Source organism: Desulfonema magnum (assembly GCF_017377395.1).
Lineage (GTDB): Bacteria > Desulfobacterota > Desulfobacteria > Desulfobacterales > 4be13 > Desulfonema_C > Desulfonema_C magnum.
In genome coordinates, this window is the sequence record NZ_CP061800.1 from 4,923,705 (window position 1) to 4,950,037 (window position 26,333).

The 26,333-nt window shown below is 43.0% G+C and carries 16 protein-coding genes; 9 read left to right on the forward strand and 7 right to left on the reverse strand.

The annotated features are described in order from the left end of the window. The first annotated feature begins 455 nt into the window (after positions 1-455). Positions 456-2,420 (forward strand): phosphoenolpyruvate carboxykinase (GTP), encoded by a 1,965-nt coding sequence (locus dnm_RS18905; RefSeq protein ID WP_207678467.1) that lies wholly within the window; start codon positions 456-458, stop codon positions 2,418-2,420. A 128-nt stretch (positions 2,421-2,548) separates the two neighbouring features. On the opposite strand, the gene dnm_RS18910 is transcribed toward dnm_RS18905, so the two are convergent. Further along, entirely contained in the window at positions 2,549-5,443 is a 2,895-nt protein-coding gene (locus dnm_RS18910; protein ID WP_207678468.1) for a M16 family metallopeptidase, read from the reverse strand. Between the two features lie 457 nt (positions 5,444-5,900). Beyond that, positions 5,901-6,455, reverse strand: a complete 555-nt coding sequence (locus dnm_RS18915) for a glycine cleavage system transcriptional repressor (protein ID WP_207678469.1) — start codon at positions 6,453-6,455, stop codon at positions 5,901-5,903. A 451-nt stretch (positions 6,456-6,906) separates the two neighbouring features. Here dnm_RS18915 and tkt point away from each other — a divergent pair, with 451 nt between their 5' ends. Continuing rightward, a complete protein-coding gene (gene tkt, locus dnm_RS18920) occupies positions 6,907-8,928 on the forward strand; it encodes a transketolase (protein ID WP_207678470.1) in 2,022 nt (673 codons plus the stop codon). A 220-nt stretch (positions 8,929-9,148) separates the two neighbouring features. Here the strand turns inward: tkt and dnm_RS18925 are convergent, their stop codons facing one another. Then, positions 9,149-9,379, reverse strand: coding sequence for a hypothetical protein (locus dnm_RS18925; RefSeq protein WP_207678471.1), 231 nt, complete (start codon positions 9,377-9,379; stop codon positions 9,149-9,151). A gap of 817 nt (positions 9,380-10,196) precedes the next feature. Here dnm_RS18925 and dnm_RS18930 point away from each other — a divergent pair. The 3 genes from dnm_RS18930 to dnm_RS18940 all read left to right on the forward strand — a co-directional run bounded on the left by dnm_RS18930 (position 10,197) and on the right by dnm_RS18940 (position 13,308). Then, on the forward strand, positions 10,197-10,595 hold the full coding sequence (locus dnm_RS18930; protein WP_207678472.1) for a Rieske (2Fe-2S) protein: 399 nt from the start codon (positions 10,197-10,199) through the stop codon (positions 10,593-10,595). 509 nt (positions 10,596-11,104) lie between these two features. Beyond that, positions 11,105-12,211 (forward strand): cyclic nucleotide-binding domain-containing protein, encoded by a 1,107-nt coding sequence (locus tag dnm_RS18935; RefSeq protein WP_207678473.1) that lies wholly within the window; start codon positions 11,105-11,107, stop codon positions 12,209-12,211. Positions 12,212-12,225: 14 nt separating this feature from the next. Beyond that, positions 12,226-13,308: a DUF4388 domain-containing protein gene (locus dnm_RS18940; RefSeq protein ID WP_207678474.1), complete on the forward strand. Its 1,083-nt coding sequence runs from the start codon at positions 12,226-12,228 to the stop codon at positions 13,306-13,308. Between the two features lie 144 nt (positions 13,309-13,452). On the opposite strand, the gene dnm_RS18945 is transcribed toward dnm_RS18940, so the two are convergent. Beyond that, positions 13,453-15,417, reverse strand: coding sequence for a serpin family protein (locus tag dnm_RS18945; RefSeq protein WP_207678475.1), 1,965 nt, complete (start codon positions 15,415-15,417; stop codon positions 13,453-13,455). 723 nt (positions 15,418-16,140) lie between these two features. Next, positions 16,141-16,617, reverse strand: a complete 477-nt coding sequence (locus dnm_RS18950; RefSeq protein ID WP_207678476.1) for a PilZ domain-containing protein — start codon at positions 16,615-16,617, stop codon at positions 16,141-16,143. Between the two features lie 434 nt (positions 16,618-17,051). Between dnm_RS18950 and dnm_RS18955 the strand changes: the two genes are divergently transcribed. Together dnm_RS18955 and queF are read left to right on the forward strand one after the other, a co-directional pair. Next, positions 17,052-18,338, forward strand: coding sequence for a citrate synthase (locus dnm_RS18955; protein ID WP_207683707.1), 1,287 nt, complete (start codon positions 17,052-17,054; stop codon positions 18,336-18,338). A gap of 148 nt (positions 18,339-18,486) precedes the next feature. After that, a complete protein-coding gene (gene queF / locus dnm_RS18960) occupies positions 18,487-18,888 on the forward strand; it encodes a preQ(1) synthase (protein WP_276571812.1) in 402 nt (133 codons plus the stop codon). Positions 18,889-19,103: 215 nt separating this feature from the next. On the opposite strand, the gene tmcC is transcribed toward queF, so the two are convergent. Continuing rightward, positions 19,104-19,763: a TmcC family electron transfer complex membrane anchor subunit gene (tmcC, locus tag dnm_RS18965; RefSeq protein ID WP_207678477.1), complete on the reverse strand. Its 660-nt coding sequence runs from the start codon at positions 19,761-19,763 to the stop codon at positions 19,104-19,106. Positions 19,764-19,898: 135 nt separating this feature from the next. Then, positions 19,899-21,152, reverse strand: a complete 1,254-nt coding sequence (gene tmcD, locus dnm_RS18970; protein ID WP_207678478.1) for an electron transfer complex subunit TmcD — start codon at positions 21,150-21,152, stop codon at positions 19,899-19,901. Between the two features lie 918 nt (positions 21,153-22,070). Here tmcD and dnm_RS18975 point away from each other — a divergent pair. Next, a complete protein-coding gene (locus tag dnm_RS18975) occupies positions 22,071-22,403 on the forward strand; it encodes a hypothetical protein (RefSeq protein ID WP_207678479.1) in 333 nt (110 codons plus the stop codon). A gap of 94 nt (positions 22,404-22,497) precedes the next feature. Further along, positions 22,498-25,956 carry a two-component regulator propeller domain-containing protein gene (locus dnm_RS18980; RefSeq protein WP_207678480.1) on the forward strand — a complete coding sequence of 1,153 codons (3,459 nt, stop codon included), beginning with the start codon at positions 22,498-22,500 and terminating at the stop codon, positions 25,954-25,956. Positions 25,957-26,333 lie beyond the last annotated feature (377 nt).

The following is a 26,333-nucleotide window of genomic DNA, read 5'->3' on the forward strand; positions in this document are numbered from 1 at the left end:
CACCGTGCCGGACTCAAAAAAGCCTGCGCGGGTAAGCTTAACCATCGTGATCGTTTGTCTGAATTAAGCAGAAAGCTTAAAATGAAATTTTTTTCATAAATTGAACCATATTATATAACACCAGGCGAAAAAAAGGAGAATCTAAGCAGGCAGTTCCGGAATTAATTTGGGTCTTCCCCAATTATATATTTTTCTTTTTTACTTAAAGAATAACATTCGTCAGCCAAAAAGCAGCATCCTCTCCCCTGACGATTAAAAAATTTCCAGTACTCCTTCCAGTTCTTACTTTACTCCGTCCATTACGCAATTCACTGTTTTATGTAAAATCGTGTCACCGTAATATTCAGAATTCGTACAATATGATGCATGTATGACGGGAAATCATAAAATAAAGGGCGGACAGGTACGTCTGATGATGTAATTTAATCGAAAAATCCAAAAGAAAGGAAATTTAAATGTTTCAGAGAAAAAAAGGAACAGACATTGTAATTGAACTCGGAAGTATCACGACCGTTGAAGCCGCGATGCAGCTCTTTGAGGATAAATTGGATAAAGAACATCTGTCCAGAATTCAACAAATAAAACACCCGGAAGTCATTCTTAAAATCGCAAACGCTATTGCCATGTGCGAACCAGACACAGTCTTTATCAACACTGGCTCTGAAGCGGACAAACAATTTATCAGGGATTTGGCGGTGAAACAGGGAGAAGAGGCAAACCTTCCCATGGAAGGTCACACGATTCATTACGACCTCAAAGATGAACAAGGCCGGATTATAGATCGCACCTTTTATATCGTCAATGAAGATGAAAACGTGAGTTCCCTGGCAAATAAAATGCTCAGACACGATGCGCTTGCGGAACTCCGCGATAAAATGAGCGGAATTATGCGCGGCAGAACCATGGTTGCAGGGTTTTATATGCGAGGTCCTGTGGGATCGCCCGCGTCAAATCCGGCCCTGGAGATTACCAGCTCCGCGTATGTGTCTCACAGTGCTGAAATCCTTTATCGAAACGCATTCCCTGATTTTGAAAAAGAGGTTGAACGTCTGGGGCATTTTTATACCAATATACACAGCGAAGGAACAAATCGGACAGAAGACCTGCCTGACGCACGGGTCTTTATGGACCGGAGCCACCGGACCACCTACAGTATGTATTGCACATATGCTGGTAATACGTTGCTGATGAAAAAAGGAAATCACAGGTTTTCCGTTGACAAGGCCGTATATGAAAACCGGGGAAATGAATTATCCGAACATATGTTCATCACAGGTATCAGCGGACCCGGAGGCCGTACAACCTGGTGCGCGGGTGCTGCCCCCAGCGGGTGCGGAAAAACCACCACAGCTATGGCCGGGAACGCTTTTGTGGGCGATGACCTTGCTCAGATGTGGATCGCGGAAGATGGAACCATCCGCTCAGTAAATCCGGAATGCGGTATCTTTGGCATTGTCGAAGATGTGAACTGGGAAGGGGATCCCAAACTGATGGAACTGCTCAGAAATCCCGGAACTGAAGTCATTTGGACCAATGTTCTCATTGATGAGAACGGTGTGCCTCACTGGACCGGAAACGGCGAGGAGCCGCCTCTCAAAGGGAAGAATTTTCAAGGTCAGTGGGAGCAGGGAATGAGAGATGAAAATGGGAAACCCGTGCCCATATCTCATCCCAATGCACGATGCACAGTATCCTCATCAGCCCTGGCAAATTATTCTGAAATGGCAGAAAATCCTGAAGGTGTGGAGACACGGATAATCACATATAGCGGCCGGGACAGTGATACCATGCCCCCGGTCTGGGTCGGGAAAAATTCTGATCATGGTGTTGTCATCGGTGCCTGTATTGTCTCCGCAGCCACAGCGACAGAAGTGGGAGCAACAGGCGTCAAGCGGTCACCCTGGGCAAACGCTCCGTTTATTCCGGGCGCATTGGCGGATTATATGGATGCTCAGTTTAAATTCTTTGGCAATGAAAAGATCGCAAAAGATAAAAAACCTGTGATGGCGGGGCTGAATTACTTCCTGACCCACGAAGCCAGAGGCGGTGACTCCAAAAAACTGCTCGGAGAAAAGAAAGATGTAAAAGTCTGGCTGGCATGGCTGGAAAGAAGGGCGCATAATGAAGCCGATGCAATTGAGACACCAATCGGATATATCCCCAGGTTTGAGGATTTGAAGCACCTGTTTGAAACCATCATTGAGAAACCATATTCAGAGGAATTGTATGTAAAACAGTTTTCCCTGTATATTGACAATATCGTTGCAAGGATTGACATGCAGAGAGAAGCGTATTCCAAAAATCCGAGTACGCCTGAGAAATTGTTCGAGGTGCTTAAAGAACAGCGGGAAGGTCTGATGGTACTGAAAGAAAAATACGGGCCGGTTGTGAAGCCGTTTCAGTTGGAACTTTTTAATTAACTGACTTCTCAGTCACAACGAGAATAAACAGTTCCCCTGATTATCAGGTGGTGTTCCATGTCCGGATATTCCCCGTTATATGGCTTATATCCGGACATGGAATACTATCGGATTTTCCTCTCTCCGGGTTATTTCCCTTCAGTTCCTCCGCCCGAAGGCCTCTCCGCTGTAACAGGCTTTATTACAATGGCTGTTGCTTTTTTATTATTCAAATAAATTTTTGCCAGGTTTGAAACATCCTCAGCTGTTATGGAAGCATAGTCTTTTCGAACAGACCGGCACCAGTCCAGTTGCTCAGGATATCTGGTAGAAAGATTCAGCACCGTGTCCAGCCAATATCGGTTGGTACGCATCATATCCTTTATACTGGTCAGGACAGGATCAACTGCCCGTCTGAGCTCATCTTCTGTAATGCCTTTTTTTGTAAGGTCAGCAGCGATCTTTTTTACTTCCTGTATGATTTTTTCCGACATCTGAGGATCAATGAAAAGAATGCTGCGAAATACGCCATAGCCGGTATAAGTGCGGCTTGAATCATTGTACGCATATTGAGAATAGGTCGCCCCGAGGTCTTCGCGTATATCTTCCCTGAGCCGGTTGCTGAAAACATGCCCCAGGGCTGAAAAACGGCGGACCCGGTGAATATCACTGAAATCTTCCGTGGGCCAGGCAACAAGGACCATTCCTCTGTTAATGGAGGTTTCCACATCCAGAACAAGGTTTTTTCCTGTCGGGAATTTCAGAGATTCCTTTTTTTCTCTGATTTTCTTCTGAAGAGGCAGTGATCCGAAATACCGGGCTGCCAGCGTTTTTACAAGCTGAGGGTCAAAATCTCCCACAACCGATATTTCCAAGGGGGTATTTCTGACCGGATCAATCCATGCACGGATCTGATCCAATGTCAGATTTCGGATGTCTTTGTATGGCGGAATACCGAAACGGCTGTCTCCGCCTGCCAGAAATCGCTGCCCGGACAATTCCATTGCCCCCTCAATGGTATGGGAGAGTTTTTTATACATCTGCTCAAATTCCCGCATCACCAGAAGATGCGCTTCCTTACGGTATCCGGGGTCTTTCAGGTGCGCATAAAGCAACTGAAATAAAAGCGGAACTTCGGCAGACACAGCTTTCCCCCTGAGTGAAAAGCTGTTTTCCTTAATATTGAACTGCACATGTGTATTTTTTCCGGCAAGGGCTCGATCCAACTCATTCTCGGTGAGATTTCCCAGGCCGCTTCTGCTCAGAACCGCGTCTGCAAGCATGGCAAGTCCCGGGACAGGCTCGGTTTTTTTTCCAAAACCGAAATTTATGACGGCAATGACTTCATTTTTCTCAAAATCCGTTTTTTTCAAATTCAGCCGGACTCCGTTTTCAAAATCAATCTGCTCAATGCCCAGATCAGAAAGTTCTGTCTGCTGACGCACGGGTCCCGGATTCTCAGGCTCAGGAAGATACGGAAACTGAATGGCCTGCTTTGCCACCGGTTTTTTCACCTGTGTTTCAGCGGACGCGTCAAAAACCGCCTGTATGGTATCCTCAGGGGTTTTGTCTTTTCCACTGATACGCGCATTTCCGGTCACCAAAACAAGACGGTGATCGCGGTCCCATACCTTTACGAAAGCTTCATGAACCTGCTCAGGCGTCAGACGCTTAATAAAAGGTCCGTACAGTTCTTTTTCCTGTTCAGGGGACTGAAATACTTTGTCATCGTTGAGATTATCTATGATCAGGCTTGATAATTCGTCACTTTTTCGTGTATCTTTTTTTAAAACCGACTTATCCAGATCAGCCAGAAAATCTTTTTTAACCCGCTCCAGTTCCGATGCTGTGAATCCGAATGCAATGGCCTGTCTGAGAGTTTGCTCCAGAAGACCAAGGACGTTTTTCCAGTTTTCAGGCGCGGATTTGGCGGCAAGTTTCGCATAGCCCAGACTGCCCAGAAAGACACCTGAATAGACAGACGCTGAAGTAAAAGGGTTATCCGGCTTTTCGGTCATGGCTTCCAAACGGTTATTCAAAATAGTATCCGCGATATAGCTGGTGAGAATCGCTTTCTCATACGCGAGCGAGTCGGGTCTCGGGTCCGTGGTCCAGGTCACCTGGACAGAGGTTTTTGTATCACCGGCTTCTTCTTCAAAATGATAAAATGTTCTGGTTCCTTTATTTTTTATCGTTCCCATTTCCGGACAGGATCGGACTGTCGCCCTGGGGACAATATCCGCAAACATGGATTTTATGAGGGATTCCGCCATCTCAGTATCCACATCGCCCACCATGACCAGAATCATGTTTTCCGGCCGGTACCAGGTGTCATAATAATCCTTGAGAATAGCCTGGTCCGCTTTTCTGATGATATCTTCGGTTCCGATAGGCATTCTGTTGTTAAGTCTGATACCCGGAAACAAAAATTTCATGGAGGCAACATAGGTTCTGTATCCCACGGAGTTCCGGTCACGCTTTTCCGCCAGGATGATGCCGCGTTCACGGTCAATTTCCGATTCAGAAAGCAGCGCGCCTGCCGCGTAGTCGTGAATGACCAGAAGCCCCTTTTCCACATCTTGTTTGTCTCCCTTAGGCAACATCACATCATACACGGTTTCACTGAAGCCGGTATGGGCATTGGCATCTGCTCCGAAATCCATGCCAATGGACTGAAAATAGTTTACCAGTTCTCCGTTGGGAAAGTGTTCGGATCCGTTGAACATCATGTGTTCCAGATAATGGGCCAGCCCCTGCTGGTCATCAGTTTCATGCAGGGAACCTGCCTGCACATTGAGACGCAGGCTCACTCTGTCCCTGGGTTCGCTGTTTTTCATCAGCACATATCGAAAGCCGTTGGAGAGTTTGCCGAAAATCAGATCAGGGTCCGGCGGAAGATCGCTTTTTTCATGCGGCCACAGGGTTGAAAGACAGGGGGATGACGTTTTTGCCCAGGTTTCTGATGCAAACGGTACAAAAATCAGCCCAATAAAAATGAGCAGGCAGACGACAAAATGAAACAGATGATATTTTATTCTTTTCATAGATTGACCTCTTCTTGTTGTTTAACAGAATAGTGCCTTACTGCTATAATTCTGACAGGTGACATCAGACCTGCGAGGTTTCCAAAACCTCGCAGGTCTTTGGCAGTCCGATCCGTCATAATCAGTGCGGTCAGGTAATAGCCCGGCAATGAACAGCCGGGCTATTTTCAGCTGTTCCCTCCGGGACTTCATTTCACAAGAGCGTGTTTGAAAAGCAGAATGAGTCCTGTAGGGGCTTTTCAAACATGCTCTAACCGATTTTAATGGCAGGAAATTTTTCCGAGGACACCGGCGATAAGAATATAACCGTGCCTTTCCCGGTAATAAATTCCTGTCCCTCTGAAGAAAGTGTCACAGCGACCGTATTGATATCTGAGGCGTTCACCTCCTTTTCATGCCCCTTGACAAACTGCGACGATGCCAGATTAAGATCATTTCCAATTTCTATTTTTAAATTTCAAATCTGGTTTATGGCCTCAAAAATATTCCGATGCTGGATACTGATATCCAGTCCGAGGGCCGCGGCTTTTTCTCTGAGTTCTGTATAAAGAGACTCCTGATCCGTGTATTTCGGAATATCCACTTCATATATCATAAGGTTTTTATTCGGATCATCTCCTCCCTTAAAAACCGCCTGCAAATTCGTAACATTCACGCCATGCCGGGCAATGATTTCAGTAATATTTGCAACCAGCCCCTTACGATCCGGCCCTTTGGTGGTGATAATAAAAGGTTCGGGATCCGGGGAATTGGTATTTAATTCCTTTTGTTCAAGGTTCTTGACATAAGCCTGAAGACTGAGAGGCCTGAGTTGTTTTGTTAAATGCTCATGAAGATCATTCGCTGACAAATCCTCCGAAACCGTGGCAATGAATATGCCGGAAAATTCTGTCTGAAGGATCGTCTGGCTTACATTTTCAATGTTACAGTTCTGCTCAAACAAAATTTTGGAAACCGCGGCGATAATTCCGGGTTTGTCCTGTCCAAGTATGGAAATTATAACTTTTTTCATATTATCAGACTCCTTTTTTTGTCTTGAATATCATATTATTTTTGCGCTATAAAGATAAATTTGATCTGATTTAAATAATTGTCAATTTTACAGCGCATGGATTCAGATTTGTCACAGCACGAAAATTCTCTGGCAAATTTGTCACCCTGATTCAGCTTGTCAGTTCATCATTTGTCAGTCGCTTTCCTGGGTCTTCTGACAAGGGACAGAATCCGCTTGCTGAAAATTCTTGCATATAAATAAAAACAATTGTATCAAGCGCACCAGTAAATCCAATGATAAGTACCAGAGCAAAAGTTTTTTATACATCTTTTTTCCGCGAAAGGGGGAGAAACCCGGCTTTTTCCGTCATGGGCAGCGGGTCATTCCGGGAAAAAAGCCGGGTTTCTTTTCCGGGCAGATATCGAAAATTTATGGTTAGGTACTTAATTCCTGAAAGGAGAAATTTAACATGAGTAACGGCTTTCCAGAAAGCCAGGCAAAGATGGATGAGCAGTGTGTCAACACCATCCGAGCCCTTTCCATAGACGCAATTCAGCAGGCAAATTCCGGGCATCCCGGGGCACCCATGGGACTTGCACCCGCGGCCTATGTCCTGTGGACCCGCTTTTTGAAGCATAATCCCAAAAAACCCGGGTGGTCTGACCGGGACCGGTTCATACTCTCAGGCGGCCATGCATCCATGCTGCTTTACAGTATGCTTCATCTCACCGGCTATGATGTGAGCCTTGATGACATTAAAAATTTTCGTCAGTGGGGAAGCAAGACCCCGGGACATCCTGAATTCGGAAATACCCCCGGGGTGGAAACCACCACCGGCCCTTTGGGACAGGGCTTTGCAAACGGCGTGGGCATGGCAATGGCCGAATGTCATCTTGCGGCCTGTTTTAATCGTCCGGGACATGAAATCGTTGATCATTACACTTATGTGATGTGCGGTGACGGAGACATGATGGAAGGCATTAGTTCCGAAGCCGCGTCTCTTGCCGGACATCTGGGCCTCGGCAAACTGATCTGTCTTTATGATGATAATCAGATTTCCATAGAAGGCAGCACCAATATCACATTTACAGAAGATGTGGGACTCCGGTTCAAGGCTTATAACTGGCATGTGGCGGTTGTGGAGGATGGAAATGATCTGAATGAGATTTATAAGGCAATTGAATCTGCCAAGGCGGAAACAGAACGCCCCACCCTCATCATGCTGAATACCCATATTGCTTATGGCAGTCCCAATAAACAGGATTCGGCCGACGCGCACGGCGCGCCCCTGGGAGAAGAAGAGGTCCGGCTGACCAAAAAGAACCTGGGATGTCCTGAAGAAGAATGTTTCTTTGTGCCTGAGGACAGTATTGACGCATGCAAGGCATGCCTTGAAACAGGCAGCTCGGCTGAATCGCTGTGGCAGGAAAAATTCGAAGCTTACCGTAAGGCATTTCCCGAACTTGCAGAACAGTTCACAGATGCCATAAAAGGGACCTTAAAAGAAGGATGGGACGCGGAACTTCCGGATTTTTCAAAAATGGAAGGTCCCATAGCCACGCGGGCCGCATCAGGCAAAGTTCTCAATGCCCTTGCTGAAAAACTTCAGCCCCTTATGGGCGGATCCGCAGACCTTGCACCATCCAACAAAACCGTGATTGAATCTTCCCATGATTTTCAGAAAAACGCTTACACAGGCAGAAATATTCGGTTCGGTGTCAGGGAGCATGCCATGGGAGCGATTTTGTCCGGCATGGCCCTTCATCGGGGAATTCGTCCTTACGGAGCGACATTTCTGGTGTTTGTGAACTACATGCAGCCGGCCGTGCGCCTTGCTGCCCTGATGAAACTGCCGGTCACTTACGTTTTTACCCATGACAGCATTGCTGTTGGTGAAGACGGGCCTACACACCAGCCAGTCGAGCATCTGGCAAATCTGAGATCCATTCCCAATCTGACAGTCATCCGGCCCGCGGATGCCACGGAAACATCAGAAGCCTGGAAAATGGCGATAAAGAATGTATCCGGCCCTGTGGCTCTGATTCTGAGCCGACAGAAGCTTCCCATCCTGGACAGAGCAAAATACAGTCCCGCGGACGAGCTTGCAAACGGCGCATACATTCTTGCGGATTCCGAGGGCAAACCAGATATTATCCTCATTGGCACAGGCGCGGAGACCCACCTTGCCCTTGAAGCCAAAGAGACGCTCGGGAAAAAAGGAATTTCAGCCAGGGTCGTGAGTATGCCAAGCTGGGAACTGTTTGAAGAAACTTCTCAGGAATATAAAGACAAGGTGCTTCCTCCGGATGTGAGTGCCCGCCTTGGTGTGGAAGCGGCGATTCCCATGGGATGGAAACGGTATGTGGGAGACAAGGGCGATATCGTCGGCATGACAGGGTTCGGGGCTTCTGCTCCGGGTGGCGTGATGCTGGAGAAATTCGGGTTCACCGCTGAAAATGTTGTCCAAAAGGCAATGGCTTTGTTGAAATAATCGGTAGTGTTCTAAAAATGGAGCTAAACTTTATAACTCTCTGAATCAATTCTGTAAATATTGGGACAAGTCCAGTTTTAGAACACCACCGAAATAATCTTTCTGAAATATTCCCCATTGTTTTTGTAAAAGTCCTGAAAAGACGTGTTAGCCCGGGGCAAGGCCCCGGGTCAGCATTCAAAAACAGCCGTTATTGAATTGCGACAGTTTTGTCCGGGTTTCAGACGACTGCCCGTTCCGGTATTTTTTCAAACTCCCCCTTGTCTTCTTGCATCTCATCACCTGTCTCAGCCTTCTTTTCTGTCTGTCTGAGGGCTTCTGAGAATGCCCGAGTGACTGCCATTCCGCATTTTTTTACCTTCTCCAAAATCTGCCTGGCACCATCACCGTTTTCCCAAGCGGTCTTATGACTAATCAGAATTCGGTCTGACTCATCTTTTATAACCATCATTGGGGAAACCTCGCAGGTCTTAGGGATTCCCCCAAAAATAAAATACCCTACGTTTTTGTATCAATACTTCGGACAGTTTTTGTAACCTATTGTTTTTATTGACTCTGACGATTTTTGTCTCAGAAATTAAAACCTTTTAATTTCAATAAGTTAGAATCTTATTATTCTTGATTCTCAAAAACTGTCCGAAGTATTGTTGTATCGGGTATATTATTTACCGTGAAAATACATTTTGAAAAGCCGGGTTTTTTATCTGAAAACATTTTCATAACCGGGGGCAAAAAACCCGGCTTTTTTATGAGCGTTTATTTCAAGTTCCCTTATGTCAGATTTATACCTGAAAATTCATGTCCAACAGCTTATTATCAGAAAACATGCTGAAAACATCATCTGAAAACGGTAATATAATTATGATGACAAGGTAAATTTTACAGCATTCTTTCAGTTCAGGCCAGGGTGACTGTCGGAAAAAAATGTCCGGTATGTTTATTCTTGGAAATTGGCCTAAAAATAAAATCACCGGATCGAACATTGCCAAATCAGAGGCTTTCTCAGCCCCGGGGCTGAGTGCTTCCAAAATTTCGTCGAACCTGAATTTTTCAACTGAACCCGAAGCTTTTCGATCTCCTGAAAATATGTCTTTATTGACATAAACCTATATTTGAGTGTAACTTAAAAAAAATTTGTCAGGAATGAAAGAAATCGGCTGTTTTCTCGGAAATTACATATGGGGTTTTCATTCCCCTGTTGTATAAATATTCCTTGGAAAGACAGATATGGCCGGCTTATTATTTTTTTTCATCATTAAGGAGGTAAAATGGGGTTGCTCTCACGCATTTTCGGAATTTGTAAGACCAAACCTCCCGGGGATCCCGGGTGTTGGACCTGTTCCCACGGGAAATTGGAAATTGATTTGGCGCGTGTTCCTGAATTTTCAGAATCCGGGAAAGCCATTCGCCTGGAAGGAAAGGGACTTTCGGAAAGAATTTTGGTGGTTTATGGAAATGATGGGCAAATTCATGCTGTTGAAAACAGATGTACCCATATGGGCAGGCGTCTGGATCCTCTCGCAGGGGATGAAGCTGTCCAATGCTGTAGTGTATCCAAATCAACTTTTAGCTATGCCGGCACAGTGATTTCCGGTGCGGCGAAAACTCCTCTGAAAACTTTCAATGTAGAAATGAAAGACGGGAAGGCAATTATTTTATTAAACTGACTCTGAACCGAAGTTTATACCCGGACAAAAGCTTTCCAGATATTAACACTTTCCTGAGTCGTAAACTTTTGGTATTATATTTATTTTTATTAAAAAAGCATATAATCCGGCGACATCTTGCAAACTTCTGTCTTGTTTCTTTTTTTTCTGATTATAACGGAGTTAGGAAAGGCTGCTAAGGCCATTCATCATGCCGGACAGGCAAAGCTCCGTCAGGGTGTCATATTCGCCTGGCCGCTACAGATATGCCGCCCTTGCAGGGTCTGACCGGCCCTCCTCTGAATCCGTTATAATCAGCTTTTTTTCATGTTCCGGCATTTTCTGTCCATTTTGTATTTCGGAGAAAAGGTTATGATTATCATCTGGTCCGAAGCTCAGAGCAGGGGACGTACATATAATTTCTCTTAAATCGTTTGTTATCAGTGACAAAGGCTTATGCCGGACTTCCCCCGTGCTGCACTGATTTGTGTGGTCAGAGCTATGATCATGGCCGGAGAATATAAAAAAGAATGAGTTATCCCGAAGCAATTTTTAAAATTATTGAAGAAAATAACTGTCCCCTTTATGAATTGGAAGATGAATTCAAATTATCAGGCAAAGCCCTTTTGTTAAAAAAAAGAGAAAAAACATTTATCACCACCTCAGTTATTAAAATGCCATATGGCAAAGCTGCCTGTCGCATACTTATCGAAGATATCACTGCAATTCTTATCAAGTATGAAAACATGGAGAATGTTCGCAGATGCGTAATCAATTGCAGTGGCTGCTCAGGATTGGTTCGGTTAGAATACAGGAAAGAAGAACTTCATTTAATACCAGAGGATGAAAAAGATGAAGATGATATCAACGCGCTTGTAAGTTTATTGTATATATTTCCGATTTTTCAAACGCTTGATGAACATGATATCGAAAGAATCGTTCCTTTATTAAAGATGAAAAAATTTGCCAAAGGTAAATCCATAATAACAAAAGGACAGCCTGGCACAAATTTATACATCATCATATCCGGGCTGCTTGAAGTCCTGGCAGATGAAGGCATAAGCATCGCCACTATGGAGAGAGGCGATGTTTTCGGAGAAATAAGTCTTCTCCTTGGTACGCCTGTGGGTGCCACAGTAAAGGTTCTGGAAACTTCAAGGGTTTTATATCTGAGCGGGAAGGATTTCAGAAATATTCTGGATCAGTTCCCCTCCCTTCAAATTTATTTTGCCCGTTTGTTGGCAAAAAGGCTTTCTAAAACAAACAGTGACAGGTTTGAAGATTTTTCATCCGGAATCATCGGGAATTTTTCGGAAATGACTCCCGGAGAGTTGTTCCAGACCCTTAATTTAAATCGTAAAACCGGTGTGTTGGATATGGCTTTGTCCAAAGGGCCTGCAAAAATGTGTTTCAGAGAGGGAAGTCTTATCCGTGTTGAATATGATGAAAAAAAAGGTAAGAAAGCCTTTTTTAGCATATTAAAAGAAAAAAAGGGACGATTCAAATTTCATAAGGGGCTGTCCTCTGAAGAAATGAAAGGTCATGAAATAGGGGACTTTATGTGGCTTTTAATGGAAGGAATTCGGAGAATGGACGAAGAAAATAAGACCGCACAGGCTTCTTTTCCTAATACATAAGAAGAGGAATAAGAATGAGTTTTCCCGAAGCAATTTTTAAAATTATCGAAGAGAGTAACTGTCCCCTTTATGAATTGGGAGATGAATTCAAATTGTCAGGCAAAGCTGTTTTGGTAGGGGACAGCGAAGAGAAAAAATTTATTAACACCTCGGTCATCAAAATACCTGAGGACAGGCCCGTGTGCCGAATACTTATTTCGGACATAACAGCTGTTCTTGTGGAATACGGAAGCATGGAGAGCCTTCCGAAATACGTGACAAATTGCAGCGGCTGTACCGGACTCATCAAGCTGGAGTATAACCAGGAAAAGAAATTTAAAACAACAGCCATTGACAAACAGGATAATAACATCAAGTTTGCTGCAAAATTGCTGAAGCGGTTTCCGATTTTCCAGACCCTTGACGAGGCGGATATCAAAAGACTGACACCGATGTTAAAGATGAAAAAATTTGCCAAGGGGGCCACCATCATAAAAAAAGGAGATCCTGCCAGTAATTTATATATCATCGTGTCCGGCAAAGCCGAAGTACTGGTTGATGAGGATACCAGCATTGGCTACATGGGAAGCGGAGAAGTTTTCGGTGAGATAAGTCTTCTCATCGGAACGCCTGTGGGTGCGACAATAAGAGTCGGGGAACTTGTAACTGTTTTATTTATCTATGGCAAAGATTTCAAAAAAGTTCTGAATATGTTTCCGTCTCTTCAAATGTATTTTGCCCGTCTGCTTGCTCAGAGGCTTGCAAAAACAAATGTCGAACGGCTTGAGGAATTTGCGTCCGGAATGATCGGAAGGCTCTCTGAAAATCCCCCCTCTGAATTACTTCAGACCCTTAATCTGAACCATAAAACCGGTGTGCTGACCCTGACACTCTCCAAAGGCACGGCAGAACTCTCTTTCAGAGAGGGGGGTCTTATCCGTGCAAAATACAGTAAAAAAGAAGGCAAGGAAGCTTTCTTTGACATATTAAAAGAAAAAGAAGGCAGATTCAAGTTCAGTCCGGGGTTATCCAAAGAAGAAATTAAAGCCCCCGAACTGGGGGACTTTATGTGGCTCTTAATGGAAGGGATGAGGCGTATAGATGAGGAAGATATCTGATATAATTGATAATGGACAATTGATAATTGCTGAGGATTAAGAAATTCCTCATTCTCTGGTTCTCGCTTTAATTATCAATTATCAATTATCAATTATTCATTCTCAATTATCCATTATCAATTATCCATTATCAATTATCCATTATCAATTATCAATTATCGTCACCATTCTGCCGATAAAAAGGATGGCTTTTGTTTCAATGTCACGGATTAGGAAGATAAAGGGACGGTTTATTGTCACTTCTATGGGTTCGGGAGGAACGGATTCATCCATAATCACCGCGGTGGCAGCAGCGGCTTCTGTTCCGGCTTCATCTACCGACACAAATGCTTTGTGTATTACATCGCTGATAAAGAGATTGCGGGTTCCGTCCATTCCGGAAAAATCCGCCCCGTCGCCAAAAGCGATTGGCATGCCCATCTGAGCAAGGGTCTCGCTCAGACTGACGGAATCTGATTCATATTTGAATTTGGGCATTTTCAACTGCATATTTTTCAACTCAAGACTTTCTGTGATTGTACTTAGCTGTTCAGCCGTAAGCGAGCTTTCAAATGTGCCAAAGTCACGGGAGCTTCGGCGGAAAAGACTGCCGAAACTTGTGACACTGGTTGTAACCGAATCGCCGGATGTATCCGGCGCATCAGGAAGCAGAATCACCATTGAGAGTTCATCGCCGTCATACAGGAGTTCCACGGCCTCATAGCCCTCGCCTTTTGCGTAGCCGAAAGGCTTTGTCTGGGACATCATCGGTACTGACATCTCTGTCCCGTCAGCTAAATAAAAGGTGTCATTTTGGGTGGCTTCTTCCTCAAAAGGGAATTTCCATGCAGCATTAAAATAAATGGCATTGGTAAGCACAAGGCGTGTGAAAGATGAGATTGCTCCGGGGGGAATCAGGTCTTTTATCTTTTCCTCGGTCTGATCGCTGACCCACTCATTGATGGCGATACGGGAATCATTGGGTGATTTGGCAAAGTCAAGAAGATTCAGACCTGCCCCGTAGTTTTCAGCCAGCACATCAACAAACGACGAAAGAAAGGGATAGCTGGTCTGTCCCCATATGGAATTGGCAATATTCAGCCTGAAGCCTTCCCCGTCCTGGCCTTCAGCGCCATGACCCCGGGTGGAGAGTTCCAGGTCAAGGGCATTGAAGGCGGGATGCAGGCGATCCTGGGAGAGAAAATGAAGGGTGTCTTTCATTTGCTGTTCGGTCTCGTTTTTAGCGCCCGAGTAAGTCATTGCAAGGGCCTGAGAGATGCTATACGGAGAATAAAAGAGATTTCCTTCATTTTCAGAGAGTTTCTGATAGAGTGCAAGGGCAAACTCGGTGTTTCCGGCAACCAGATCCCGCAGGTCATCTGCGCTGACATCCGGCGATGTCACCCTGGGCTTTTCTGACTGCATGATTTCTATCTGATCGTCTGACGGCTGAGTCAGACCTGCGATGACCCGTAAAATATAAACTGCGTCTTCTGTTCCGGTCTTACCGTCTTCATTTATATCTGAATTTATACCCTCCTCAGCCATACCCGCCAATATCTTTAAAACCAGTATCGCATGTGTCAGATTGAAATTCTCAGCCTTGTCTGATCTGACAATGACTTTGACCTTATCTGAAATTGTCTCATTTACTCCAAAACCGGATTTACCGGATACCGGCATCTCATTACATTCAAACTTTTCAAATGACAGCAGGGAACTGTCGCCAAACCGCCCGATAATCTTGAAGTCCACAAACGCAAAAGGTGTTTCCGTGCTTCCGGGGGATAATTCCCGGCCAGAGTAAATTGAAACCTTTGCCTTACCCTCATCATCTGTGTTTATTGGTATTAACGTATAATCTTTGTTTTCCAATATCCCACCAGCTAATGTCACGCCAGTTGCATCAAGCACATCTTTATCATACTCAATAGCTAAAGTAATTCCTTCAATTTCTTTTTCCTGCTCTAAAAAAAGGGGCATTGTCAATGTGGAATCCTGAACTTCAATTTCAGGTATATTCTGGGCCATGACCATAAAAGGCATGAATGCGGATATACCCAATATAATAAATACTGCAAACAAGATGTACAAAGCTGATTCTGAACTTTTAAATCTGTTTTTAAACATAATTTTCACCTATTTTTTTGAAAAATTTTGGAATATTGATAAATAAGCAATAGAAAAAAACAGAATGTTTTTTGCAATATCAGATTTCATGCTAAATAATACGGAACTTTTCTTGCAAATTGCAAATCACAACAGGCTTTCATATAAACGGCCATGAGCTGACGGTCACAACGAACGATGAAAGTTTTATAGTTTTTCCTAACATTTAACACCTAACACTTTCATATAAACTCCCATGAACTGCCGGTCACAACAAAATATGAAATTTTTATAGTTTTTCTTAATACTTAACACCTAACACCTAACACTTTCATATAAACGGCCATGATCTGCCGGTCACAACGAACGATGAAAGTTTTGTAGTTTTTCCTGACATTTAAAACTTAACACCTGACACTTTCATATAAACGGGCATGAACTGCCGGTCACAACGAATGATGAAAGTTTTGCAGTTTTTCCTAACACTTAACACCTAACACTTAACACTTTCATATAAACTCCCATGTCCTGCGGACACAACGAATGATGAAAGTTTTGCAGTTTTTCCTGACACCTGACACCTAACACCTAACACTTAACACTTTCATATAAATATAGAGGTATTATTTAAAAATTTCAAGAAAATTATGGTGGATCCGTCCTCTGGCAATAAATTGCCGGGCTATTTTCAGCCGTCTCTTCGGGACTGGGATGTTTATTGATTTTTGAGGATATAAGTCCGGGTTATGGAATGACATAAAATTCAATAGCTTTGTCAGTGGGATCATCAGGTTCCACATTACAAAATTCAGCGCCGATAAAAGAACCGAATATTTTTTTTACCAAAACCTTTTTTCTGATCAATATTTCCTGATCGTTATCCAAAGAAAATTTTACCAAAACTTCATCACCAACCGCAAAATTTTGTTTGCTCTGGGCATCGAATTTAAGACCGATAAGCGACAGATCTTTTACGACCATCGGCTTTTCGATGTTATCTTCCAAGACATATGTTCCGGGCAAATTTGTCTCTTTTCTGTAAAATTTTCGCCTTTCCAAAAGAACATCAGAAGTATATCCGCATGTACATTTGAATTTTATCCTGGCAATCTTATCGCTATTTTTATTCTGAGAAACATTAATTGTCTTTATCTTTGAACATTTCGGGCACATAAATGTAACCATTCCGTCATTGCTGATAAAAAGTTTTTTTTCTGCCATTTTTTATACACCTGAAATTTTATGGATTATTAGGTATCTTTCATTTGACAGTTTACACTTTACTGTAAAACAATTTGCAAAACTGTTTTACAGCCCGGAAAAACTATAAACTACTTTTGAGCTTTTGTGAAGGATGCCGATTATTAAATTGACAAATAAATCTGTTATTAAATATAATAAAAAAGATACAAGTCAAGAATAAAAAATAAAAAACAGACACCGAATATCTGATATGTAAGCGTTTTTTTGTAGAAGGATGAGACAGGAATGCTGATTTAATGTTCATAAAAAGGTAGTCCTGCACAAGTAGTGATGAACAAGATTCAGTGTCCCGATATTCATGGGACTGAACGGGATTCATCACTGCCTTTGCAGGACTACCCATGAAAAAACTGTCTTATATCCTGGTATCTGGTAAAAAGAAAGGACAGAGTATGGCTGCTGAACACGTAAAGATCATATTTGAAGGAAAAACGTATGAATTTCCTCTTATTGTAGGCACTGAAGGTGAAAAAGCCGTTGATATTTCAAAACTTCGCCAACGGACCGGGCTTATTACACTTGATCCGGGATTTGTCAACACAGGGAGTTGCAAGAGTGACATTACTTTTATGAATGGAGAGAAGGGTATTCTGCGTTATCGGGGGATTCCGATTGAAGAACTGGCCGAACATTCAAGTTTCAGGGAAACCGCATTTCTTTTAATCCGGGGAATACTGCCCACCCAGAAACAAATCAATCGTTTTTCAGTCCTGTTAAATGATCATTCTCTTGTGCATGAGGATATGCGAGACTTTTACGGGAATTTTCCCAGAGCTTCTCATCCCATGGGCATACTCTCATCAATGGTTTCGGCCCTGAGAAGCTTCTATCCTTATCTTGAAGATGTGGAAGAAGAAATTGACATAACAGTTACCCGCCTTCTTTCCAAAGTTCGTACGATGGCAGCCATGTCCTATAAGATGTCAAGGGGCCACAGAGTGGTTTATCCCCGTCCTGATCTGTCATATTGTGCAAATTTTCTGAACATGATGTTTGACTCACCTGTAAAACCTTATGAAATTGATGAGGAAATTGTCAGAGCTTTGGATGTGTTCTGGATTCTTCATGCTGATCATGAACAGAATTGTTCCACTTCGGCTGTAAGAATTGTGGGCAGCGCTATGGTAAATCTTTATTCCACAATTTCTGCGGGAATTGCAGCACTCTGGGGCCCCTTGCACGGAGGCGCAAATCAGGCTGTTATAGGAATGCTTTCTGAAATTTTAAAAGAAGGTACCACTGTAAAACAGATTGTTGAAAGAGCAAAAGACAAGAATAATCCTTTCAGAATGTTCGGATTCGGACACAGGGTTTACAAGACGTATGATCCCCGGGCAAAAATTATGAAAAAAATGTGTGACATTGTTCTTTCAAGGCTAAAACTTAGCGATCCTTTGCTTGATATCGCAAAGGAACTTGAGGAAGTCGCATTAAAGGATGATTATTTTATTGAGCATAATCTTTATCCGAATGTGGACTTTTACAGCGGTATTGTTCTGCGTGCTATCGGAATACCCACAAAAATGTTTACAGTCATGTTCGCAATCGGCAGACTCCCGGGATGGATTGCTCAATGGAAAGAGAGTATAGATGATCCGTCATCGAAGATCAGTCGCCCCCGCCAGATTTACATAGGCCCCCGGCAAACAAAATATGTTCCCATTGAGGAAAGAGAATAGTTTTTTGTGATTGGGAGGTTGTGATTGGTGATTTGTGATTGGGAAGTTGTGATTTGTGATTTGAGCAGTCACCAATTACCCATCACAAATCACAAATTACAAATTATAAATCACAAATCACAAATCACCAGTCACCAATAAAGAAAGGATGATGATGTCAGAACCATCTAAAAATAAGTTGCCTTATAATACACATAAACAGAACAATGTCTCAAAGGATATTCTTGAGGCTATTCCATATGAATATGAAGGCCGGAGAAATATTGATATTACGATACAGCAGCCGGAATTTACGTCGGTATGCCCCATGACCGGGCTGCCGGATTTCGGAAATATCATAATAAAATACAGACCGGCAAAAAAAATAGTTGAATTAAAATCGCTGAAATTTTATTTGCTGCAATATCGAAATATCGGTATTTTCTATGAGCATGTGGTAAACCGTATTTTAGATGACCTTGTTGCTGTTCTTGATCCCAGGCGGATGGAGGTGACAGGAGATTTTACGGCAAGAGGGGGAATTTCGACCCGTGTGACCGCAGTCTATTGACACTGGCGACACACTTGAAACCTGACTTCAGCAGATGAAAACTTTCAGAAAAATCGCTGAAAGGGCGATTTGTCAAGGCCCGGGGGCAAAGCTCCGGCTGAAATTCAGTAAAAAATTAAAAAGGGGTCAGGTGAACAGGTGTGTCCGGCGGGGAGAAGACTTCCGAAATTTTGAAAACTTCGGAAGTCTGGTTTGGTAAAAGAAGAGAAATATTCTCACCAGTCCTTGACGTTTCTCACAGCTCCGAATTCAGATCCCATATATCCTCTTGTAAATGGGAAAAAAAGCATGTGACTTAGCCGGGAAAAGGGGATGGCAATCAGCATGATTTCCCCTGAAAGCATGTGGAGAATCAGCATCATTCTGTATCCGATCCACTGATGATACGCCCAGAAACCCGTTATGAAAGGGGCCGCGACAATGGCAAGTATAATAAAATCCGAATAAGAGGTAAGATACCTGACCTCGGGTCGGACAAGTCGTCTCACAAGAAAAAAGACACAGGAGCCAACCACAATCAGCGTCATAAAATCAGCAGTGCCATCTGATATATACCCCCAACTGATATTCCATGATTCTTTCCAAAGCGTAATATGGGCAAAAAGGAAAATCGGAACACATAACATGCAGATATGAAAGGCAAATGTAACCACTGTCATTGCCGGATTTTTTTTCATATTCTCGCTTCCGAAAGGAATGATCCAGTGGAAAATTGAGCGAAACGCGTAATAGGGATTCATGTAAATATAAACGACCGGATCTTTTTCCTTTGCCAGACTCGCCATGGAAATCAGGCGATAAAGGCTTCCTCCGATAAAAAGGATAAAGGAAATCCAGACCATCGGACCACTCACAAAATTATAAAGACCATGCATCTGTTTTTTTCTCCTTCTGGTGTTTGGTCATTCGTTATTTCTTTTAATAAACGGTCATGACACATCGGTCACAAAGGAATATGGAAATTTCAGTGTTCTTCCTGACACCTGAAATTTTTAACACCTGAAATTTTTTTAGGATAATGTCAGAATCTGACGGTAGTATTTTTCTCCTCTGATTCCCCTGATAAGCATCTTTTTTCCATCAGAACTGAAAATCGGATCCCACACCATATCAAATTCCCCGGTCAGAGGCTTTCCGTCTGCCATAATGATGTAACGCCCGTTTTTTTGTACTTTTGCAGCGACACGCTTACTGTCCGGGCTGAAAACAGGCTGCCATGCCATGTCACACCCCTCATTCCATGCTACGCCGTCCACGGCAATCATCCATTTTCCGTCTTCCTTGCCGACGCAGGCAATCCGGTTTCCGTCGGGGCTGAACACCGCATCTGTGACAAGGTCCCCGAAGGTGAGGTCCCAGGCCGTATAATCCACTGCCACGGTCCATCTGCCGAACCGAGGTGCGACAATGGCGGCCACTTTTTTTCCGTCAGGACTGTACATATGATGCCACATCTGAAAAAATTTGTTGCCCCAGACAGGTTTTCCATCCTGTGCCAGTGTCCAGTTTCCTCCGATCTTGACAGGAGCGGTGACAGAGTCGCCTTCAGGGGAAAACAGCGGCTTCCATACAGATGAGAATCTTTGGTCCCAGGGAACGCCATCCACGGCAATTGTATAGTCATAGAGGCTTGTTCTTACTTCTGATGCCACATGTTTGTCATCATGGCTGAAAGATATTTCCCACGCGTTGACAAAATTTTTATCCCAGACCTTTCCATCCACTGCCACTGAATAACACCCTTCCTGAAACTTGAAGATTTCCAGTTCTCCCACCGGAATTGTTTGTACAACAGCAGCGGATCTTCTGCCGTCATGACTTGTTGTGAGGTTTGTTATGTTGGAAAAGCCCTCTTCCCATGGTGTGTCATTTACCACTGCAAAATATTGTCTTCCTTTCTGAGCAGCTATGACGATACTTTTTCCATCTTCGCTGAATTCAGCATTCCACACAAATTCAAACCGGCTTTCCCATGTCTGACCATCAACGGCCACTGTCCATTCCCCCATGTCCGATACCAGACCTGTAAGTCGGTTATCCGCTGTAAATCTCAGATGCCATACTTTGTCAAAAGTGCTTTCCCAGGCAGTGCCGTTTTCACAAACACTGAATTCCATTTCACCCGTTTTTACAACAGCTGCGACCTTTTCACCGTCCGGGCTTACATACGGCTCTTCTACCCATTCAAAACTATCTTTCCATTTACTAATATCGGCAATGGCTTTTTCGCTGATATCCCAGTCCCAGTTGTTTGAATCGTACATTATCTGTTCTCCTTTTACAATGCTTTATGTATTCTTTTCAGCATATAATATTTTCAACAGGTTGAAAAAATACGTAGTTTTGCGTTCAGGGGGGCTGTCACATGGGCGCGGTCATCTGTTTTTAAGACCGTGTGAACGCAGAACTGCGAACAGGTCCTGAATTTTTTAACCGTTTTCGATGTGCTGATTTTGAATAATAATTATTCAGAATTCGGATAAGTCTGTAAATGCCGGCACTTGAGGTAAAAATTAATTTTCTGATTTTACTAAAGAGCCGAAGCCCGCGGACTTATCTGTCGGAGTTCGGGAGTCTGCCAAATTCCTCTTTTTTTGAGGGGGGTTACAGGTGTTATAAAAAGCACTTTTTTATTACATTTATTCGTATAAATTTCAAGATTAAACATGCACAAATTTATATTTTTTTAATAATAGTCCGCTCAATTTTTATAACCAACTGATTTTATAAGATTCGATAATTTTCAATCTGAAAACAAAAGGGTTAGGTGATTTCCGGAAAAGAATATGTCTGGCATATGCTTTCTTGAAAATCGCCTTATTTTTTATATCAAAAATCCTCAATTTTTATAAAATTAATTGGTTATAAAAGCGGTCCGAGCTGTTTGTTAAAAATAACAACTTAATTTTATTGGTCTATTTTTTTATTGAATCTATATCTTAATATGCTATTTATATTATTATTTTTTCATAACACAGGCAGATGATGACATCAGCCGGGTCGGAGTTCTCAAACTTTTGAAATTATACAGTTTTTTACTGATGAGTTCAGGCTTTTGTTTTTATATGCTCGATGGATCAATTCCGTTTGACTGATCTCACGCCGAAGCTTGCGAAAGCAGTGTTTGTTCGAGCCAGGTCAAAAAATTTGATCATCGGGTGTATAGGAAATAATAAGAAATCATGCCATCTGCATTGATTATTTTAAAATTGTCCGAAGTGAACTGGCATTGTCTTAAAATCTGTCTTCCCAAAGAACTTGAAATAAACAACATACCCGATGCAGGTCGCGGGGCGGGCGTTGCAAAGTCCGTCTTATGCGGATATGCGGATGTGATGTTCGGCGGATTTTGCTTCGCCGCGTTCGCCCTGCATTTCGGGTATTTTATTTTTTGGAAAATCCTTTGTTCACATACTCCATACAGACAGGAGATGATACTATCCGAAGTTCTTAAATTATTTTTCAGAGCCATTATGAAAGATGATTTTCACACGCCTTCAGAACAGGCGATTTAATAAATTTTAATGTTCCGAAGAAAGAAAAAACTTAATGACTGTAATTTCTAAAAGAACAAAGTCAGGATGTCCATTATGTTACGGAAATTCACGGATGACATTTATTTGTCTGGTAATTCTGTTTTTTCTGAATCTGACAACCCATTTATTCGCCAAAGAGGGCAGCATTAAATTTGAACATATCTCAATTGAGCAAGGGCTTTCTCAAAACTCGGTGCATTGCATTTTACAGGACAGCAAAGGCTTTATGTGGTTTGGGACGTGGGACGGACTGAATAAATATGACGGATACAGTTTTACGGTGATTAAGAATGACCCGGATAATCCCAACAGTCTGAGCGGAAACGGTATCAGATCAATCATTGAAGACCGGTCAGGATATCTCTGGATCGGAACAGAGACCGGGGGCCTCAGTAAGTTTGATCAGGAAAAGGAAACATTTACCCGGTATCAGCACAAGCCAGATGATCCGGCCAGTCTGAGTCATAACAATGTCAGGGCGATTTATGAGGATAGCGAAAAAATGCTGTGGATCGGGACAGAGGGCGGAGGTCTCAATAAATTTGACCGGGAAAAGGAAACATTTGCCCGGTATCAGCACACCCCTGATGATCCGGCCAGTCTGAGCCATAACAATGTCAGGGCGATTTATGAGGATAGCGAAAAAATGCTGTGGATCGGGACAGAGGGCGGAGGTCTCAATAAATTTGACCGGGAAAAGGAAACATTTACCCGATACCTTCATCATTCTGATGATCTGTCCAGTCTGAGCCATAACAATGTGAGGGCGATTTATGAAGACCGGTCAGGATATTTCTGGATCGGAACAGAGAACGGACTGGATAAATTTAATCGGGAAGCGGCGCAGTTTATTCATTATAAAAACAAGCCTGATGACCCTTACAGCCTGAGTCATAACGGAGTTTGGCTGATCTTTGAGGATATGGCCGGGGGGCTATGGATCGGGACGGAGGGCGGAGGTCTTAATAAATTTGACCCTGAAAAAGAAAAATTTATCTCCTATAAAAATGACCCTGATGACCCCCGCAGCCTGAGTCATAATGTTATCTGGTCTGTTTATGAAGATCGCTCAGGGGTGTTCTGGATCGGAACTTATACAGCGGGTCTCAATAAATTTGATCGGGAAAAGGCACAGTTTGTTCATTATAAAAATGATCCCGGGAATCCTCACAGCCTGAGTCATAATGTTGTCTGGTCCGTTTATGAAGACCGGCTGGGGAACATCTGGATCGGAACAGACAAGGGTTTAGACCGGTTTGACCGGGAGAATGATCAATTCATCCACTACCAAAATAATCCTGATGATCCTCATACTCTGAGCCATAATGAAGTCTGGTCCCTTTATGAAGATCACGAAGGAACACTCTGGGTGGGAACCTATGGCGGATTAAACAGCTTTGACCCAAAAAGTGAAACATTTACGCATCATCTGAACACTCCCGACAAACTCACGAATAATAAAATCAAGGCAATCAGCGAAGATCGTTCAGGGACGCTTTGGATCGGAACGGAGAACGGATTAAATCAGTTTGATCGGGAAAAAGCGCAATTTGTTACTCATTATAAAAATGATATTGGTGATCCTCACAGTCTGAGCCACGACGCTGTATGGGTGATTTATGAAGATCGTTCAGGAATACTTTGGATCGGAACGGAGAACGGATTAAATCAGTTTGATCGGAAGAACGGAAAGTTTATCCGCTACCAAAAGGATTACAACAATCCTAACAGTCTCGGTGACAACTGGATATTGTCAATTTATGAGGATCGTCATAACATGCTTTGGCTCGGAACCATTGGCGGATTGAATAAATTTGATCCGAGAAAAAAAATATTCACCCGGTACAGAGAAAAAGAGGGGCTGCCAAATGACGTGGTGTATGGAATAGCAGAGGACGATAACGGCCGTCTCTGGATCAGCACTAATAAAGGTCTGGCAAGGTTTGATCCGAAAACAGAAAAATTTAAAAACTATGACGTGAGAGACGGGCTGCAAAGCAACGAGTTTAATGTGGGAGCATACCATAAAACCAGACGAGGTGAGATGTTTTTCGGCGGTATCAATGGCTTTAACATATTTCATCCCTCAGATGTCAAAGATAATCCGCATATTCCTCCGCTTGTCATCTCGGACTTTCAGATATTCAACGAATCTTTGAAAGTGAAGGATGAAAATTCGTTCTTACAAAAATCCGTCACATATACCGAAGAGATTGAATTGTCCTACAAAGAAAGCGTCTTTTCATTTGAATTTACCGCGCTTCACTATGCATATCCGGAAAAAAATCAGTACGCCTATATGATGGAAGGGTTTGACAAAGATTGGATTTACTCAGGCACAAGGCGTTTTGTCACATATACCAATTTACCCGCAGGCAGATATATTTTCAGGGCCAGGGGATCAAACAATGACGGGGTATGGAATGAGCAGGGTGTCGGAATTAAAATAATAATTACGCCTCCGCCGTGGAAAACGTGGTGGGCATACAGTCTGTATGTGGTCATGCTGTCAGGGGCGGTGTTCGGATACATACGGCATATCACCAAAGCGCAGGCAGAAAAGTTGGAACATCAGCAAAAAGTATTAGAACAGGAGCGTCTGGCCGCGGAGCAGTTAGAGCGAAAGGTGGAAGAGCGGACACAGGAACTGAAGGAGAAAAACAGGCAGATTATGGACAGCATCCGTTACGCCCAGATGATACAGGAATCTCTGCTGCCAAATCCGGACGAGGTAAGGAACTTTCTCCCGAACAGCTTTTCTATATGGATGCCCAGAGATATTGTCGGCGGAGATATTTTTCATATTGATTTTTTTCCTCCGTCCGGGAAAGCTGACCGCGGCAGTTTTGTTGTGGCAGTAATTGATTGCACGGGTCACGGGGTTCCCGGAGCGTTTGTGAGCATGATCGCGTCCTCCGGTTTAAGAAGAATCATAAGAGATGAAGGCTGTCATGACCCTGCTGAAATTCTGAAGCGTCTGAACTTTATTGTTAAAATGTCACTTCATCAGGACACTGAATATGCCCTTTCCGATGACGGCCTGGACGCTGCGATTTGTTTTATTCAGTTATCATCTGTCAGTGAGGAATTGTCATCTGCCAGTTGTCAGCCCTCAGTAAAAACAGATCCATTCTTTAAAAAAAAACAACCGAAAACTGATAACTATTCCCTGATTTTTGCCGGAGCCAGACTACCGCTGATTTACACCCGGGATGGCGAAGTAATGGTTATTAAGGGTGACAGGCAAAGCATTGGCTATAAGAAATCTGATTTAAATTTTAACTTCACTAATCACACAGCGATAATCAGAAAAGGCATGTGTTTTTATCTGCTCAGTGACGGTTTTGCAGATCAGCTGGGTGAAAAAAGTGACCGGCGCTTCGGTACAAAGCGGTTAAAAAATCTTCTCAGAAAAATCAGCTACCTTTCTTTTGATGAGCAGAAAAAAAAAATCATCGAATCATTTGAGCAACACAAAGGCGAAAATGAAAGACAGGATGATGTCACAGTGGTGGGGTTCGGTTTTTTATAAAGCCAGGACAAATTTCAAATCTTAAATTTCAAATCCCAAATCCCAAATCCCAAATCCCAAATAAAAAAAATATTGGCGATGCATTTTTTTCTTGACAGGCCCTCTCACATGATTATCTTTTTTCAGGTGTGAAAAGATAACATTTTGATATTAAAAGAAATTAAATTATTTTTTCCTTGACATGCCTGCCAGCATGTTTAAGTTTCAGAGAAAGAGCGGAAGAGAACGAAGCATTTAGAAATCACAACTATTCAGTTTTATATAAACGGCCATGAGCGGTTCGCTCACAACGAAATATGAAAGAACTTTTAACTTTAGTCACTTCAGACACTTTCATATAAACGGCCATGAGCTGCCGGTCACAACGAAAAATGAAA